This window comes from Taibaiella chishuiensis (assembly GCF_003014535.1).
GTDB classification, from domain to species: Bacteria; Bacteroidota; Bacteroidia; order Chitinophagales; family Chitinophagaceae; genus Taibaiella; species Taibaiella chishuiensis.
Window position 1 is genome coordinate 81,921 of record NZ_PYGD01000003.1, and the last position, 16,588, is coordinate 98,508.

The window sequence follows — 16,588 nt, forward strand, 5'->3', positions numbered from 1 at the left end:
CACCGTTTTTAAAGTATAACAACGACTATGGCAGAAGAAAAAGTGGTGCAGTATGACGAGGATAGCATCCGGTCGCTCGATTGGAAAGAGCACATCAGGCTGCGTCCGGGTATGTATATCGGTAAGCTGGGCGACGGCAGCAGTATGGATGATGGTATCTATGTATTGCTGAAAGAGGTGGTCGATAACTGTATCGACGAATATACGATGGGGCATGGCAAGCAGGTAGAAATTACCATCGCCGACGGTTCTGTAGCTATTCGCGATTACGGGCGGGGCATTCCCCTGGGTAAGGTGGTGGACGTGGTCAGCAAGATCAATACCGGTGCGAAGTACGACAGTAAAGCATTCCAGAAGTCGGTAGGTTTGAATGGTGTGGGTACCAAGGCGGTAAACGCATTGAGCAGTTATTTTAAAGTAACCTCCTACCGCGAAGGTAAAGCCAAGACCGCCGAATTCGAAAAAGGCAACCTGATCAAGGAACATAAAGAAATAAGTACCAGCGAGGCCAATGGTACGGCCGTATTCTTCACACCCGATAATACGGTATTTAAACACTACCACTTTATCGGCGACTATGTGATCAACCAGATCTGGAACTATTGTTACCTGAATGCCGGCATGGCTATTTATTTTAACAGTAAAAAATATGTTTCCAAAAACGGCCTGCTCGACCTGCTTACTAATAAGACCAGTCCCGACGAACTGCGTTACCCGATCATTCACCTAAAAGGCGAAGATATCGAAGTGGCGTTGTCGCATACCGGCGATTATGGCGAAGAGATCTATTCTTTTGTAAATGGCCAGCATACCACGCAAGGTGGTACGCACCAGCAGGCTTTCCGCGAGGCTTATGTAAAAACGGTCCGCGATTTTTATAAAAAGGATTACGATGCCGCCGATATCCGCCAGAGTATCTGCGCCGCTATTTCGGTAAGGGTACAGGAGCCGGTTTTCGAATCGCAGACCAAGACCAAACTGGGTTCGATCACGACCTACGAGAACGGTCCTTCGATGAAAAGTTTCGTGCTGGACTTCCTGTCGCAGGAGCTCAATAACTACCTGCATAAAAATACTGCTGTAGCCGAGGCCCTGAAGAAACGTATCGAACAAAGCGAACGCGAAAGAAAAGAACTGTCGGGTATCCGTAAGCTGGCTAACGAGCGTGCTAAAAAGGCCAATGTACATAACCGCAAATTGCGCGATTGCCGCGTGCATCTTAACGAAGAGCCGCCGGCCAAGAACCGCGAGACTTTCCAGGAAAAACAACTGGAGTCTACCATCTTTATTACGGAAGGGGATTCGGCCAGCGGTTCGATTACCAAAAGCCGCAATGTAGAGACCCAGGCGGTATTCAGCCTGCGGGGTAAGCCGCTCAACAGCTTCGGGTTGACCAAAAAAGTGGTGTACGAAAACGAAGAGTTCAACCTGCTGCAGCATGCCCTCAATATCGAAGAAGGTATGGACGGGCTGCGGTTCAACAATATCGTGATCGCTACCGATGCCGACGTGGATGGTATGCACATCCGCCTGCTGATCATGACCTTCTTCCTGCAGTTCTTTCCCGACCTGGTGCGCAACGGCCATATCTATATCCTCGATACGCCTTTGTTCCGTGTAAGGAATAAGCAGAAAACGATTTATTGTTATAATGAAGAAGAAAAACAGAAGGCGGTAAAAGAGCTGGGCAACAAACCCGAAATTACCCGCTTTAAAGGTCTGGGCGAGATCTCCCCCGAAGAGTTCGGACGTTTTATCGGGGACGATATGCGTAAGGAGCCGGTGCTGTTGTCTAAGGATGCCCATATCCAGAAATTGCTCGAATACTTTATGGGTAAAAATACACCTGCCCGCCAGGTGTTCATTATCGACAACCTGAGGATCGAAAAAGACCTGGCAGAAGATACCGCCGCCTGATCCGGAAGCATAACCGGCCGGGATGCCGTATAAGACGGGCGCCCCGCCACGGTTGACCGGAGTGGGGTACCTCATATAACGAAGCGCCTGCAGCAAACGCTGCAGGCGCTTCGTCGTGTAATAATGCCGGGTTAATACAGTGATAATGCAGGCGTAACGCCCCCTTAATTCAGGGGTAACATTGTGGAAATAATTTCGCCGCCATTGTTTGCTCAATTCTAAAAAATATACCGCAATGGTTCGCATTTCTATTAAACAAACTCTGCTCTGCACCCTGCTCAGTCTCAGTACCGGCGCGGCTTTCGCCCAGGGCCCCGGCCTGGTGATCCAGCGTTTCTTTACCAAACCTTCATCCGGCAACGAATCGCCTTATGAATTTGTGGAACTGCTGGCTACCCGTACCATCGACTTCAGCACCGACCGTTATACCGTCGTGTTCTGCGATGCAAAAGATGCCAGCACAGCAGGCTGGCCGCAGGGTGGCGCCTTTTCCTATGGCTTCGAGATACCGGTAAGCGCAGGTACGGTAACGGCAGGTACGCTGGTATATGTAGGCGGTTCTTCGCTGGCGATCGGCGGCAGCTCCTGCAAAATAGTACGCCAGATCAATACTTCTACTACCAATGGCGATGGCTTTGGTAATCCTGCCTCCGGTACAGGTGGTGTGCTGGGCAATGGCGGCGGTCATGCCGATGGCCTGGCCGTATTCAATACCACGGCTGCAGCAATTACCAGCGCTACCATCCCCGCCGATGCCGTATTCTTCGGTACTGCTGCGGGTAATGCCGCCGGTAAGTTTAAAGTGCCTGCCAACGATATGTATGCCGGCGGCACCTTCGGCACCGGCGCCGGTAACAGCACCCTGGCCAGCGATCCGGGCGGCGGCCAGTATGTGGTGGGTACGGGTACCTTCAATACCGTAACCGGCGCCTGGAGCACTCCCCGCAGCTGGGCTACCAGCACGGCACAGCCTTCTTGTGCCAATGCGCCGGTAATTACCCTGTCCAATACGCCACCGGCAAGCAATACCCTGAGCATTACGGTCAACACGACGCTGAACACCGCTTTCATTGCTGCTCCGCAGATCAGCGGTGTGCTCAGCGATCCTACCGATCCTGCAGCGACTACCGGCCTGGTCCTGGATATAAAAGACAACGGTACCTCGATCCCCGCTACCGATTACACCTTAACGGGTAGCAGCAGCAATGCCGCGGTGGTAACGGATGCCAATATCCAGGTTACAAAAGCCAACGGCAGGGCCACGATTAAAATCCTGCCTTCCGGCGCGGGTTATGCCACGCTCACGCTTACCCTTACCAAAGCCGGGCAGACCACTACATACCTGATCAGTTATGCAGCCTCTGCAGCGGCAGTCAGCCCTGCGCTTACGGTATTCCATACCGGTTATTCCGACGGCTCTGCCGCGGTATCGCTGGACGATAACTATATGGTGATCCCCGACGATGAAAAAAATGTACTGAACGTTTATGATCGCAAGCATTCCGGCCTGCCGGTTAAAAGCTTTGACTATAGCGGCATTGCCGGCCTTAACCTGACCGATCTCGATGGCGCTGCCCCGCGCGAGATCGATGTGGAAGCCGGTGTGCGTGGTATCGCTAATGCAGGCCGCACCTACTGGATGGGCTCGCATAGCAACAAGAGCAATCCTTCATTTAACCTGCGTCCTAACCGTAATCGCATCTTTGCCCTGGATGTTACCGGTACCGGCGCTGCTACGGCATTTACCTATGTGGGTAAATACGATGGCCTGCGTACGGCGCTCAGTACCTGGAGCACTACATATAACCTGGGTCTGGACGTAAGCATGGCAGGCGGCAACGATCCCAAACTGATCAATGGTTTCAATATCGAAGGCATGGCCTTCGGCCCGGATAATACGACTATGTACATCGCTTTCCGCGCACCACTGGAGCCGGTAAGCAGCCGTATCAATGCGCTTATCGCCCCGGTACAGAATTTCGAGACCTGGTTTGGCACCGGCACCACCACCACCCCGGTATTGGCTGCACCTATCCTGCTGAACCTTAACGGCCGGGGTATCCGCGAAATTACCCGCCTGGGCGACAATAGTTATATCATTATCGCCGGCGACTACGATGATGCAGGCCTGCTGGCCTCTGCCGTTTACCGCTGGAATGGCAACCCTGCCGATGCGCCTGTGGCCCTGCCTGGTTTTGATGTCAACAACCTGAACCCAGAAGGTGTATTGCCGGTGTACAATAGCGGCACTATGCTGCAGGACCAACTGCAAATGATCAGCGATAACGGTACGGCTGTATATTATGGCGATGGTACTGTAGCCAAAGACCTTACGGTAAACAATTTCAAGAAATTCCGTTCCGATATCGTGAGCAGCCCGGGTTCCCCGCTGCCGGTTATCTTCCGCGATTTCCGTGCGGTATACCAGGCGCCCGGTAAAGCAGTGCTGCACTGGACGGCATCGATCAATACCGCTACCCGTTACTTTGAAGTAGAACGTTCTGCCGATGGCACCCGTTTCGAAAAAATAGCCCTGGTACCTGTTGTGGGCGAAAGCTACAGTTATACCGACCCGGTATGCTGCAGCGAATATTTCCTGTACCGGATCCGCGAGGTACGTTACGATGATGCAGCCAACTACTCGGCTGCACAACTGGTGCGCCTGCCTGCCGATGCCCATGGTATCGCGATCGGTTACGACAGGGAGGCCGCCACTGCACGTATTACCTGCCAGGAGCGCAATATGGTTAAAACGGTAACCGTGCGTAGTGCCCTTGGCCAGACCGTATACCAGGCGGCATTCAGCGGTAATACGGCGGAATACAACTTCAATACATTGGCACCGGGTATCTATATCGTAGAGGTACGTTATGGTAACAGGGTAAAACAACAGAAGATCGCGAAATAAACGAAGGGTCAGATTTTTTTTACAAATGCCGCATCTCCCTGCAGATGCGGCATTGTTGTTTCCACCCGGGGTGTTAACGATCTTTTGAGCTAAATTTCTCCTTGCTGCTGGCACAGGTGTAGTACTTTTGCACAAAATATCGTCCTTTGTCCTTTCTCTCTTCCTTTCTTACCAAGAATCCCGCGCTAAGGGAAAAAGAATTTAAGTACTACCTGTGTATCCGCTTCGCGCTCATTTTTGCGCTCAATATGCAGAGTACGACTATCTACTACTGGATCTATCATATTACGGAAGATAAGCTGAAGCTGGGCTTCGTAGGGCTGGCCGAGGTAATACCGGCTGTAGTCTGTTCCCTGTTCAGCGGGCATTTCGTAGACCTGCATGAAAAGCGCAGGATGGTACTGATCTGCATTATCAGTTATATCCTGCTGGGGGCTGGTCTCTTCTGTCTTACCACGCCGCTGGCTATGACGCATGTAGGGCAGGATATGGTGCTCTGGCTCATCTATACCTTTGTATTTATAGGCGGCGCTATCCGCGCCTTTTACGGACCGGCTTCCTTTGCCCTGGTGGGCATGCTGGTGCCACGCAGCCTTTATGCCAACGCCACAAGCTGGAGCAGTATGGCCTGGCAGATCGGCGCTGTGCTCGGGCCGCTTACAGCCGGTGTCATGATTGCCTGGAAAGGGGTTGAAGCCGGTATGGCCCTGGTGGTGCTGATCGAGTTTATCCCGCTGCTGGCCATCCTGGGTATCAAGGTGAAGCCTATCCTGAAAAAGGTTAAAGAGCCCATCCTGCAAAGCCTTTCAGAGGGTCTGCGGTTCGTATTCAAAACACCGGTTCTATTGGGGGCTTTATGTCTCGACCTGTTCTCGGTATTGTTTGGCGGGGCGGTTGCTTTGTTGCCGGTGTTCCAGAAGGAGATCCTGCATGTCGACGAACGGGGCTTTGGTATCCTGCGTGCCGCACCGGGTATCGGTGCATTGATCACCCTGGCATTGCTGGCTTTCCTGCCTTTAAAAACGAAACCCGGTTACAAACTGTTTGCCGCCGTCTTCGGGTTCGGCCTGTCGATCATTGTATTCGGTTTGTCGACCAATTTCTACCTGTCCTTTGCTATGCTTATCCTCAGTGGGCTGTTCGATGCCGTAAGTGTTGTTATCCGCGGTACGGTGCTGCAGCTCGTTACACCCGACGAAATGAGGGGGCGCGTGGCCGCGGTCAATACTATGTTTATCAGCTCTTCCAACGAGCTGGGCGATTTTGAGAGCGGGGTTATGGCACATTGGCTGGGCCCGGTAAGGGCAGTGGTCGTCGGCGGCTGTCTTACGCTGTCGGTAGTAGCCATGACCTTCTGGCGGGCGCCGCAGTTGCGCAGGTTCTCCTTTGATGAAAATACACCCAAGCCCGGCGCTTAAACGGCGGATTGATATAAAAAGGCACAGGAGCTACTTCCTGTGCCTTTTGCTTTTTGATTGTATTTTAAAGGATTTCGCCGATGTGTTTTTTGATATTACTGGCCATCTTTTCCATGGGCAGGTCGTTGGGATCCAGTCCAAAGGGATCCTCGATCTCTTCGGCAACCAGCTCGAGGCTGGCGAGTACATAGAAAATAAAGGCCACGATAGGCGCTACATAATAACCCAGCGAAAACACATACCCAAAGGGCAGGGTCATCACATAGATAAAGATGAACTTCTTGATGAAAGCGCTGTAGGAGTAGGGGATGGGCGTGTTCTTAATGCGTTCGCAGGCGCCGCAGATGTCGGTAAAAGAGCTGAGCTCGCCGTTGAGGGTGATCAACTGGTCGCCGGTCAGTTTGCCATTGCGATACAGGGTATTGATGCGTTGCATCATCAGCCCGGCCACCTGGTTGGGTACATGTTTGTTGGTGTCGATCTTATCCCGCTCGGGGTGCTCGGTTTCGTCGAGAGCCATGCGTGTTACTTCGGAACGCAGGTGGTCCTTAAGGGTAAAGGCGTATAAAGGAATGGTTTCTTTAAAGAACATCCGGCTGGCGCGGTCTTCTGTATCCAGCATCACATTAAGTTTGAGGGCCAGGTTGCGGCTGTTGTTGACCAGTGCACCCCAGAGTTTGCGGCCTTCCCACCAGCGGTCATAAGCCGTATTGGTACGGAACACCAGTAGCATCGATATCGCAAAGCCCAGCAGGGTATGCATTACCGGTATATTCTTGACCCAGCTGTTGGCGCTCAGGTGCAGGAACTCTATCTCCCAATAGGCGATGCCTGCCGAGAAGAGGGCAACAAAAATAATGTAGGGAAACAGCTTGCGCAGCGTATCCGATTTGTGGATATGGAAGAGTACCTCGTACCAGTCTTTGGGGTTATAGATCTGCATAGATAGGGTTGGTTGCCCGCAAATTTAATGATTTTGCGAAATGCCTGGTTACGGCGACAAAAAAAGCCTTTCTCATCAGGAGAAAGGCTTTCAAATATTGTATACGGGAGTTCCTTAGTCAATGCTCAGTTCACCCAGTCTCGCCAGGTATTTATCTACCTCGCGGGCCTGCTGGCTGTAAGGGAATTTATTCTTGATCTCGAGGTATAATTTTTTAGCTTCGTCGGCTTTGCCGCTTACTTCGCTGGCCAGTGCGGCGCGGAACAGGTAAAGCGGGGAGATGAAGTTGTCTTTGTCATTGCCTGCAGCTTTTTTGTACAGCTCAATACCTTTACCGGTGTTTTTGCTGTCCATATAAGCATCACCCAGGGCGCCATACGCCAGGAACTGGAGTGGGGTGCCTGCACCATCAAATTTTTCCAGTTGTTTGATCGCGTTAGCGGCATCGCCGGTGCGCAGGTAAGCCATACCGGCATAATAGCGGGCCAGGTTACCGGCTTTGGTACCGTCGTATTTTTTGATCACAGCAAGTGCGCCAAGGTGCTGGCCATCTCCGTTCAGGGTATAGTTGAGCGAGTCTAATTCAAACCAGCGTTCTGCGCTGAATAAAGCGGCTGAAGCTTTTTCTTCGTTAGGTGCCTGTACCAAATATTTGTATCCGAAATATCCGCCTACTAAAACTACGACAGCTACGATAACGCCGATGATCGCTTTTTGATTCTTTTCAAAAGAGGATTGCATCTTCCTTAAGGTAACTTCGCTATCGCTCACAGAAACTTCCTTTACGGGGCTTTCACCTGGGTTTGTTCTTGTTGTGTTTGCCATTATCAGAAATAAAGTAATATAAAAGGTGGGCAAAGTTAAAAATAATTTCTTAAATTTTCTATGTTTCCCTCTTTATTCTTTAACATTTCTTTCCCGGCATTTGGCTTGTTCATATAGTAGTATTTTTTCTGTAAAAAAAGCTGATTTTGTGTTTGTAAAATTGCCGCCGGCCGACAGGCGGCTCCTATAGCTGCTTTCCTTCTTGCCGTATGGCCGCGGCAGGGGAACAGGCAATGGTATAATGTTTACTTTTATGGCACAAACCGGGCAACCAACCGGTTTTACGCTATGGGAGCAAGAATCAGTTATTACCGTATCCGGGAAGGTGCTTCCCTCCCGGGTATATTGGCGCAATATTATACGGTATTCCGGCATTGGAGTCTCGACGCCGATAAGGCCTCGCGGCAGGAATTTGATGAGCCGCTTATTGATGAACGATTAGTGACCTACCTGGAAGAGCATCCTGGTCCGGCATTTGCCCCGCCGGCCGACCCGCGCCTGGCCAACGAGTTGCTGGGCGAGTTTGTAGCAGAAGCCTATGGCTGGACGCCGGATGGCGAGCAGGTATTCCTGCCGGTTAGCCCCTTCCTCAACAAATGGTGTTACGAAAACAGCAACGGGTTAGTGGAACAAACCGGGGATGCCGCGCTCGTCCGGCTCTGGAACTACATCATTAAAGGGCGTTCCCTGGTCGATGGGGCCGATTATCATGGTTATGGCGGCGACTTTACGATTGGGTTCCTCGATGCCGGGGGGCAGCTGGAACTGAAAACCCTGATTACCCAGCATTTTGGCGACCTTGCCGCCAACGCGGGGCTGCATGTTGCAGAGTTCCTGGATGGCGAGCCGCCGGGGGCCGGGCTTGGTTATGTATTGCAGGCTATCGAAGAAGCGGCCGGGAGTGTACTGGTAGCCCAGATCGAGTAAAGGAAAATAGGCCATCCGCAGCGCTTTTAGCATGTTCATACGGTTCTGGTCCCGGTTATAAAAAGAACAGGACCAGCCATCGGCCGGTCCTGGAGTATTGTGTTGTTCGAAAAAGGAATTAGTCCATAATGAAAGGATAGTCCTTCTGGGTATAGATATCTTCGTACAGGGCGCTGTCTTCGGGATAAGGACTTTCTTCTGCAAAAGTCACCGACTCCTCTACTTCGTTTTTCACCCTTTCGTTGATGGCTTCGATCTCTTCGTCGGTAGCCCAGTTGTTTTCCTTGATCTTCCTCAGGGCTTTATCGATCGGGTCATGCTCTTTATATTCTTCTACTTCTTCCTTGCTCCTGTATTTGGCCGGATCACTCATCGAGTGACCGCGGTAACGGTAGGTTTTGATTTCGAGGAAGGTAGGACCGCCTTTTTCACGGGCGCGCTTGGCTGCGCGTTCGATGGCAGTATGTACTGCTTCAGGGTCCATGCCGTCTACCGAGTCGCCGGGCATATCATAAGCATCGGCCAGGCGGTAGATGTCGAGTACTTTAGAAGTACGCTCTACCGAAGTACCCATGGCATAATGGTTGTTTTCGCAAATGAAAATAACCGGCAGCTGCCACAGTACCGCCATATTGAAGGTTTCGTGCAAGATACCCTGGCGGGCTGCGCCGTCGCCAAACATACATACGGTAATCCTGTCGTTGTTATTATAGTTGTCGGCAAATGCGATACCGGCGCCCAGACCAATCTGTCCGCCTACGATACCATGACCGCCGAAGAAACGTTTTTCTTTAGAGAAAAAGTGCATAGAGCCACCTTTACCACCGGTACAACCCGTTGCTTTACCATACAGCTCGGCCATACAGGATTTAGCGCTCACACCTTTGGCGATAGCCAGGCCGTGGTCGCGGTAAGCGGTAATCATATTATCGTCTTCACGGATAGCGCTTATAATACCGGCAGACACTGCTTCCTGCCCGATATACAAATGGCAGAACCCACGGATCTTCTGCATGCCGTATAACTGTCCGGCTTTCTCTTCAAAACGGCGCTGGAGCAACATACTCTCGTACCAGGTCAAATAAGTTTCTTTTCCGAATTGTGTTTGCACAGTTTGACTATTTTTGTGCGAAAATATAAAATCTTTGCAGAAATGCTTGATAAATACTTTGAAAAATGATGTCGCTACAGGTATTGAAGGACCTTCCTTTAAAATATTGACAAATGTCACCTGTAGTGTTGTTGTAGTCTTCATACCAATCGAATTACCCGCTTGTCTTACCTGCAAAAAATAACGCTTACCCAGTTTCGCAATTTCGAGAGACAGGCCTTCAGCTTTGAAGGCCCTGTAACCGGCATTACCGGCCTGAACGGGGTAGGGAAGACCAACCTGCTCGACGCCATTTATTATCTCTGCTACACTAAAAGCTATTTCCAGAGCCGCGAACTTAATAATGTACAGAAAGGCAAGGACGGGTTCCGGGTAACGGGCAGCTTCGAGCGTACACCCGGCTTGCAGGAAGAAATATCCTGCCTCTGGCGCGATGGCAAGAAAAGCATCGAGCACGACCAGGCGCCCTATGAAAAAATAACCGAGCATATCGGCAAATACTCCGCGGTAATGATCGCGCCCGACGATATCGAACTGATTAACGACGGCAGTGAACTGCGGCGCAAATTTATGGATGGCCTGCTCTCGCAGAGCGGCAACGGTTACCTGGAGCACCTGCTGCTGTACCAAAAATACCTGGCCCAGCGCAATGCTTACCTCAAACAGGCGCCGCCGGCTTATGCTGCGCATCCCCTGCTCGATATCTACGACGAACAACTGGCCAAACATGGCGCCGTGCTGATCCGGGAACGCAACCGGTTATCGGCCATAATGCCGGCCTGGGTGCAGGACTATTATGCCCAATTAAGCGGGCGGGCCGAACAGGTGGGTATGCAATATAAAGCTTCTGCCAGCCCCGAAAACCTGCTGCTCGTACTCCAACAGGCACGCAGCCGCGATCTCGACTATCGCCGCACCCAATACGGGCCGCATATGGAAGACTGGCTCTTTTCGCTCGACGGCCAGGCGATGAAGACCCAGGCTTCGCAGGGACAAAAAAAATCTTTCCTGATCAGCCTCAAGCTGGCTCATATCAAATGGCTGCAGGAACTCGGCAAACGCCCCTTCCTGCTGCTGGACGATATTTTTGAAAAACTCGACAAGACGCGGTTGACGCGGCTGTTCGAGCTCTTGCAGCAATGCGAGTTGTCGCAGGTATTTATGACGCATACCGATGCCGCCGACCTCACACAGACCGTTCAGCGCTATTATGATACGTTGCAGCTTATTCGCCTGTAAGCTATCAGGTAAGGTATAGTTTTAAAAAAAATAACAAAAGTTAGAACGGGCTTTTTTAGGATAACTTATCCTATTTTGCTATTGTTGTAGCGTGAAAACTGCTAAAATCGACGATTTATGATTGTATTATCCCTGTTTGGAGCAGAGCAAATTCCATTGGATCTGATTCATGATGTAGAAAAAAAAGCTCCTAACCTTATTCTCTGGGCGGTACCGTTTATGGTATTTTTCTCGGCCCTCGAAATTTTTATCTCCTACAAGCAGGACCATAAGTTTTACGAGAAAAAAGAGACCATCGGTTCTATTCTCGTAGGCCTGGGCAACCTCGTGGTGAGCGCCCTGGTTAAGGTCGTATTCCTCTACCTGGTGGTTTTGGTCTATAACTTTATTCCCTGGCGCATGAGCTTAAACTGGTGGACGCTTATTCCCTGTTATATCCTCTACGACCTCTGCAGTTACTGGGCACACCGCATATCGCACGAACAGCGCTTCTGGTGGGCTACACACGTAGCGCATCACTCCGGCGAACATTATAACCTTACGGTATCCTTCCGCTTAAGCTGGATCCAGCATATTAAGGTCGTATTCTTTATGCCGCTGATCCTGCTGGGCTTTCACCCCATCATTTTTTTTGTAACCAACCAGATCGCAGTACTGTTCCAGTTCTGGGTGCACACCGAATATATCCGCAAATGCCCCAAATGGGTTGAGTACATTTTTGCAACGCCTTCCAACCACCGGGTGCACCATGGTTCGCAGGAACAATACATCGATAAAAATTACGGGGCGACCTTTATTTTCTGGGATCGTATCTGGAAAACCTACGAGCCCGAAGATGAACCGGTGATCTACGGCATTACCACCAATATCGAAAATAAGGCCAATCCTTTCCATATCAACTTCCACGAGTACAAGGATATGCTGCAGGATGTACGTAATGCCAAAGGGCTGCGTCGTAAACTGTTCTTCATTTTCGGCAGCCCGGTAAAGATCATGATGGAAAAGAAGCGACTGGAGGAAGCGGCCGAAGCCGAACTCAAAGAAACCAAAGCCATGGCGGGGACAGTAGTCTAGCCCGGCTGTAAAGTAACGAGCCCTGCAGGATTCCTGTAGGGCTTTTTCGTAAATTGAAGGGCCATGGCGACCGCCCCGCGCCGTGTGGCGGATAATAAGACCGGTATTTTTTCGTTATAAAATTTTACCTCATTTTTGCATCTATGCATATCAAAAAGATACTCAACTGGCTGTTGCCTGTTTTTATATTGAGTCTGGTGCTTGCTGCGCCTTCCTGCAGCAAGAAGGATAAGTTCCTGACTTCGGGCGGAGAGGTTGCCTTTTCGTCGGATACCCTGATGTTCGATACCGTATTTACGGCACAGGGCAGCGCTACGCGCAGCATCCGCATTTATAACAAACAGAAGGACAAAATAAAGATCAGCAGTATCCGCCTGCGCAAAGGCGCCAACTCGCCCTACCGGCTCAATATTAACGGGCAGGAAGGCAAGCAGGTAAACGATGTGGAGATTGCCGGTAACGACAGCGTTTGGGTATTTGCCGCGATTACCATCGATCCTACCGATGCCAATAAACCTTTTGTGGTGGACGACGACCTGGTGGTAACGCTTAACGGCACCGAATTCTCGATACCCTTTATCGCCTTCGGGCAGAATGCTTACTATATCGTAGACAGCGTGCTGACCACGCAAACCTGGAAGAACGATAAGCCTTATGTTATTATCCGCAGCGCATTGGTCGATACCGGAGCCACGCTTACCATACCGGGCGGCGCCCGTATTTACCTGCACCGCGATTCGCGCCTGTTTGTGCAGGGAACCCTCAAGGTAAACGGTACCCGCACCGATAGCGTAACCTTCCAGGGCGACCGTCTCGATCCGCTGGTATGGATCGGCGACTACATCGACCTGCCGGGCCAATGGGGCGGTTTATACTTTACCCAGGAAAGCCATGACAACGAGATCAATTATGCCTTTATAAAAAATGGCGGCGCTTCTACGACAATCAGGATTGGCGGGGAGGATGTACCTGTTCAGCCCGCTACCATCCAGGTCGATAAAGCACTGGTGGCGCGTGCTACACCCACCCTGAAGATTACCAATTCGGTGATCAAAACCTCGCAGGGTTATGGCATTTTTTCCTTTGGCGGTAGTGTTACGGCCGAGAATTGCCGGATCGTGGAGTGCGCCGGCGAAAATATCGCCTTCCTGAAAGGGGGCGATTATAAGTTGTACAATTGTACCATAGGCACCTATGGCAGCCAGTATGTGGCGCATAGCGATAACGGCTCTATGGCCATCCTTAATTACTATGCAACCTCGCAAACTACCTATGATGGCGGCGACCTGAGGGCCGAAATAAAAAACTGTATCATTTACGGATCGCTCGACAACGAAGTGTTCTTCGACAAAAAAAATGATTTCCTGGCCAATGTAACGATACAGAACTGCCTGTTGCGTACGGTAGAAGGCATACCCGCTTTCGTAAACAATATGGGGGGCATTATCCAGAACCAGGATCCCCGGTTTAAAGACGTAAGCAAAGACGATTACCACTTGCTGGAAGGTTCGCCCGCTATCGGTACGGGCATCACCGCCGGTAGCCTCAGTGCCGATCTTGATGGTAAACCCCGCGGTATACCGCCCAGTATGGGTTGTTATGAGTATCAGCCGTAACTAAGGCAGTAGATACGGGATTTTAAAGCAAGCTTATCCCGTCTCCTGTGCTTCCTGTTTCTTTATCGGGATAATTATTCTTTTGTTTTTTGATCGAAGCAAAAGACAAAAAGGCGACACTAAACAACTGCATTGCCTGTTTAGCGTCGCCGATATTCCTTGCACTGAAGCCAATTGCAAGCTGGGATTGGGTATTGCCGGCCATTGATCCTTAATAGCCTTCAAGGTTGATCCATCCTACTTAAATTTCGTCTATATCCGATTGACCCAGAAATTGAACTGGAAATTACCATAGGATACCGGCACATTTTTGATAAATAGCACAACGGTGCCTGTTATATCGGGATAAATCATATAGCCATTTACTGCATTTACATCTGCAGTGTTTACGATAAATTGATAAGGCGTGTTGTTCGATGGGTTTGTGTAGGTGAAAACAAAAGTTACGTTATAGCTGGCCGGAGGAGGATAGACGTTGAAATAGCTTTTAGTTTCAGGGGCAGTGACAAAAACATGATGACTAATGTTGTAGGTTATGTTCGACCCCTGCTGGTAAAAGTCGACGTTGCCTGCAGAACCACCTGTTTCCCGGACGATGTAAATGTTGGCGTCCGCATAGAAGCTTGAAAGAAGCCCGATTGCGATAAGAATAAATGATTTGATTTTTTTCATTTGAAATGATTTTTATTTGTTTAATGGAAATTAAATATAGTTAAATTATTTTATTTATTTTGTGCGGAATGGCTTGGTTTAAATGTTTTTAACAAGCTGAGCTTAAAAAGAAAAAACTTTACTTTTGTACGATGCGGTACAGCTATGCCGTATTACTTTTGTTGACTTTAAAAAACGGATAACCTCCGTATCCTTGTAATATGAAAAAATTTTTCGGCTTCCTGACCGGTATCGCTTTGTTAGCAGGTTCGGTGCATGCCCAATACCAGAATACAACCATTAAAGTAGGACAGAAAGCGCCGGAGCTGAAATTCAACAACACTGCCGATAAAGCCGTATCGCTTGCCGATGTAAACAAAGGCCGTTATGTACTCGTCGACTTCTGGGCCAGCTGGTGCGGTCCCTGCCGTATGTCTAACCCCTCGCTGGTACTGATGTACGATAACTATAAAGGCAAAACCTATAAGAATGCGCCCAATGGCTTTACCATCTTCAGCGTATCGCTCGATAAAAATAAAGATGCCTGGACCCGCGCTATTGCCGCCGATAAACTGGCCTGGGATAACCATGTAAGCGACCTGAAAGGCTGGAAAAGCGAAGCTGCCGAAACCTACGGCGTACAGTTCATTCCGCAGGCCTTCCTGCTGGGCCCCGATGGTAAAGTGATCGGTACCTACAATACGGCTGAAGAAGCGGTGAAAGACCTGGATAAATTTGTAGATGCGGGTGGTGCAAAAGCTAAAGCCCCAAAGACGACCCTGCGTAAAAAAGCCTGATGCTTTTTTTAATCCTCATCCCTTTTCGTATATACTTTGAATAAAATTATCATTATTACGGCGCCCTCCGGCTCCGGCAAGACTACTATTGTAAAACGCCTGCTGGAACGGGATCCCGACCTGGCGTTTTCTATTTCTGCCTGTACCCGTAAGCCCCGCCCGGGAGAAGTGCATGGCAAAGACTATTACTTTCTTACCGAAGAAGATTTTAAAGCAAAGATCGAGGAGGAGGCATTTATAGAATGGGAAATGGTATACACCGGTAAGTATTACGGTACCTTGAAAACCGAGGTAGACCGCATCTGGAGTTGCAACCAGGCGCCCCTGGTCGATATCGACGTATTGGGTGCGCTCAATATCAAGTCGCAATATCCCGACTCTTCCCTGTCCCTGTTTATCAAGGCGCCTTCTACCGAAGAGCTGCGTAAAAGGCTGGAGGCTCGGGGCACCGAAACGGAACATACCCTCAAAGAGCGGCTGGATAAGGCTGCCTACGAGCTGGGCTTTGCCGACCGCTTCGACCGCATTATCGTAAACGATAACCTGGAACAGGCGATTGCTGAAACAATCGAAGTGATCGATGATTTCTTAAAACATTAACGCCGTTGTTATTCCTGTTTTTCTAAAATTTACATCCCTAAAATTTACAATTATGAAAAAACGTAACCTGGTTTTTGCCTTCGCGATCGCCGTATCGCTGGTATCCTGCAACAGCAAAGCCGAAGACACGGCAACAGAAGCCCCGGCCGATGCATCGGCAACTGCCCCGGCAGCTACTGCGCCAGAAACACAGCCTACACCCGGACAGCAACTGGATACCGGTATTGCCCGCACTAAAGAAGCGGCCGCCGAAACCAAACAAGACGTGAAAGATGCTGCGCATGCCGCTTCGGAAGGTATCAAGGATGGCGCGCACAATGCTAAAGAAGGCGCAAAAAATGTAGCGCACGATGTGAAAGAAGGCACTAAAGAGGCGGTTAAAGATGTGAAAAATGCAGCCAAAGAAGGCGCAAAGAAAGTAGAAAAAGCCGCTAAAGACGTAAAAGAAGACCTGAAAAAATAAGTACGGATCTATTCCGCAAAAGGGCTGCAAAATGCGGCCCTTTTTTTGTGCCTGCTATCGCAAAGTGGCAATAACCGGGTTGCGGCCTGCCTGCCGTTT

The 16,588-nt window shown here is 50.1% G+C and carries 15 protein-coding genes; 10 read left to right on the forward strand and 5 right to left on the reverse strand.

Annotated features, from left to right (window positions below; all coding sequences use genetic code 11):
• The first annotated feature begins 27 nt into the window (after window positions 1-27).
• From B0I18_RS10600 to B0I18_RS10610, 3 genes are all read left to right on the forward strand, one after another.
• The gene (locus B0I18_RS10600) at window positions 28-1,917 is read left to right on the forward strand and encodes a DNA topoisomerase IV subunit B (protein WP_106522683.1); all 1,890 of its coding nucleotides are present in this window, start codon (window positions 28-30) and stop codon (window positions 1,915-1,917) included.
• Between the two features lie 235 nt (window positions 1,918-2,152).
• Window positions 2,153-4,825, forward strand: coding sequence for a T9SS type A sorting domain-containing protein (locus B0I18_RS10605; RefSeq protein WP_106522684.1), 2,673 nt, complete (start codon window positions 2,153-2,155; stop codon window positions 4,823-4,825).
• 146 nt (window positions 4,826-4,971) lie between these two features.
• Window positions 4,972-6,243 (forward strand): MFS transporter, encoded by a 1,272-nt coding sequence (locus tag B0I18_RS10610; RefSeq protein WP_245882083.1) that lies wholly within the window; start codon window positions 4,972-4,974, stop codon window positions 6,241-6,243.
• Window positions 6,244-6,307: 64 nt separating this feature from the next.
• Here B0I18_RS10610 and B0I18_RS10615 read toward each other — a convergent pair whose 3' ends face one another.
• Both B0I18_RS10615 and B0I18_RS10620 read right to left on the reverse strand, forming a co-directional pair.
• Window positions 6,308-7,186 carry a bestrophin family protein gene (locus B0I18_RS10615; protein ID WP_106522685.1) on the reverse strand — a complete coding sequence of 293 codons (879 nt, stop codon included), beginning with the start codon at window positions 7,184-7,186 and terminating at the stop codon, window positions 6,308-6,310.
• A 114-nt stretch (window positions 7,187-7,300) separates the two neighbouring features.
• Window positions 7,301-7,957, reverse strand: a complete 657-nt coding sequence (locus B0I18_RS10620; protein WP_181358423.1) for a tetratricopeptide repeat protein — start codon at window positions 7,955-7,957, stop codon at window positions 7,301-7,303.
• Between the two features lie 342 nt (window positions 7,958-8,299).
• Between B0I18_RS10620 and B0I18_RS10625 the strand changes: the two genes are divergently transcribed.
• Window positions 8,300-8,938, forward strand: coding sequence for a hypothetical protein (locus B0I18_RS10625; RefSeq protein ID WP_106522687.1), 639 nt, complete (start codon window positions 8,300-8,302; stop codon window positions 8,936-8,938).
• Window positions 8,939-9,056: 118 nt separating this feature from the next.
• On the opposite strand, the gene pdhA is transcribed toward B0I18_RS10625, so the two are convergent.
• Window positions 9,057-10,049 (reverse strand): pyruvate dehydrogenase (acetyl-transferring) E1 component subunit alpha, encoded by a 993-nt coding sequence (gene pdhA / locus B0I18_RS10630; protein WP_219905963.1) that lies wholly within the window; start codon window positions 10,047-10,049, stop codon window positions 9,057-9,059.
• 162 nt (window positions 10,050-10,211) lie between these two features.
• Between pdhA and recF the strand changes: the two genes are divergently transcribed.
• The 3 genes from recF (at window position 10,212) to B0I18_RS10645 (ending at window position 13,978) form a co-directional block, all read left to right on the forward strand.
• Window positions 10,212-11,288 carry a DNA replication/repair protein RecF gene (gene recF, locus B0I18_RS10635; RefSeq protein ID WP_181358424.1) on the forward strand — a complete coding sequence of 359 codons (1,077 nt, stop codon included), beginning with the start codon at window positions 10,212-10,214 and terminating at the stop codon, window positions 11,286-11,288.
• Between the two features lie 117 nt (window positions 11,289-11,405).
• Window positions 11,406-12,362 carry a sterol desaturase family protein gene (locus B0I18_RS10640; protein ID WP_219905964.1) on the forward strand — a complete coding sequence of 319 codons (957 nt, stop codon included), beginning with the start codon at window positions 11,406-11,408 and terminating at the stop codon, window positions 12,360-12,362.
• A gap of 143 nt (window positions 12,363-12,505) precedes the next feature.
• A complete protein-coding gene (locus B0I18_RS10645) occupies window positions 12,506-13,978 on the forward strand; it encodes a right-handed parallel beta-helix repeat-containing protein (protein ID WP_106522690.1) in 1,473 nt (490 codons plus the stop codon).
• A gap of 22 nt (window positions 13,979-14,000) precedes the next feature.
• Here the strand turns inward: B0I18_RS10645 and B0I18_RS10650 are convergent, their stop codons facing one another.
• Together B0I18_RS10650 and B0I18_RS10655 are read right to left on the reverse strand one after the other, a co-directional pair.
• Window positions 14,001-14,183: a hypothetical protein gene (locus B0I18_RS10650; protein WP_106522691.1), complete on the reverse strand. Its 183-nt coding sequence runs from the start codon at window positions 14,181-14,183 to the stop codon at window positions 14,001-14,003.
• Between the two features lie 47 nt (window positions 14,184-14,230).
• Window positions 14,231-14,650 carry a hypothetical protein gene (locus tag B0I18_RS10655; protein WP_106522692.1) on the reverse strand — a complete coding sequence of 140 codons (420 nt, stop codon included), beginning with the start codon at window positions 14,648-14,650 and terminating at the stop codon, window positions 14,231-14,233.
• A 200-nt stretch (window positions 14,651-14,850) separates the two neighbouring features.
• On the opposite strand from B0I18_RS10655, the gene B0I18_RS10660 reads away from it, so the two are divergent.
• From B0I18_RS10660 to B0I18_RS10670, 3 genes are read left to right on the forward strand one after another with little or no spacing between them, the layout of a single operon-like run.
• Complete coding sequence (locus B0I18_RS10660) at window positions 14,851-15,426, forward strand: TlpA family protein disulfide reductase (protein ID WP_106522693.1); 576 nt, start codon at window positions 14,851-14,853, stop codon at window positions 15,424-15,426.
• A gap of 36 nt (window positions 15,427-15,462) precedes the next feature.
• Window positions 15,463-16,026, forward strand: a complete 564-nt coding sequence (gene gmk, locus B0I18_RS10665; RefSeq protein ID WP_106522694.1) for a guanylate kinase — start codon at window positions 15,463-15,465, stop codon at window positions 16,024-16,026.
• 52 nt (window positions 16,027-16,078) lie between these two features.
• Window positions 16,079-16,489 carry a hypothetical protein gene (locus B0I18_RS10670; protein WP_106522695.1) on the forward strand — a complete coding sequence of 137 codons (411 nt, stop codon included), beginning with the start codon at window positions 16,079-16,081 and terminating at the stop codon, window positions 16,487-16,489.
• The last annotated feature ends 99 nt before the right edge of the window (window positions 16,490-16,588 follow it).

What these genes read in the sequence shown, in the direction of transcription:
- B0I18_RS10660 (WP_106522693.1), top strand. Translation starts at nt 14,851, where the DNA reads ATGAAAAAATTTTTCGGCTTCCTGACCGGTATCGCTTTGTTAGCAGGT.
- B0I18_RS10655 (WP_106522692.1), bottom strand. Translation starts at nt 14,650, where the DNA reads ATGAAAAAAATCAAATCATTTATTCTTATCGCAATCGGGCTTCTTTCA.
- B0I18_RS10640 (WP_219905964.1), top strand. Translation starts at nt 11,406, where the DNA reads ATGATTGTATTATCCCTGTTTGGAGCAGAGCAAATTCCATTGGATCTG.
- B0I18_RS10670 (WP_106522695.1), top strand. Translation starts at nt 16,079, where the DNA reads ATGAAAAAACGTAACCTGGTTTTTGCCTTCGCGATCGCCGTATCGCTG.
- B0I18_RS10600 (WP_106522683.1), top strand. Translation starts at nt 28, where the DNA reads ATGGCAGAAGAAAAAGTGGTGCAGTATGACGAGGATAGCATCCGGTCG.
- B0I18_RS10625 (WP_106522687.1), top strand. Translation starts at nt 8,300, where the DNA reads ATGGGAGCAAGAATCAGTTATTACCGTATCCGGGAAGGTGCTTCCCTC.
- B0I18_RS10615 (WP_106522685.1), bottom strand. Translation starts at nt 7,186, where the DNA reads ATGCAGATCTATAACCCCAAAGACTGGTACGAGGTACTCTTCCATATC.
- B0I18_RS10650 (WP_106522691.1), bottom strand. Translation starts at nt 14,183, where the DNA reads ATGGCCGGCAATACCCAATCCCAGCTTGCAATTGGCTTCAGTGCAAGG.
- B0I18_RS10605 (WP_106522684.1), top strand. Translation starts at nt 2,153, where the DNA reads ATGGTTCGCATTTCTATTAAACAAACTCTGCTCTGCACCCTGCTCAGT.
- B0I18_RS10645 (WP_106522690.1), top strand. Translation starts at nt 12,506, where the DNA reads ATGCATATCAAAAAGATACTCAACTGGCTGTTGCCTGTTTTTATATTG.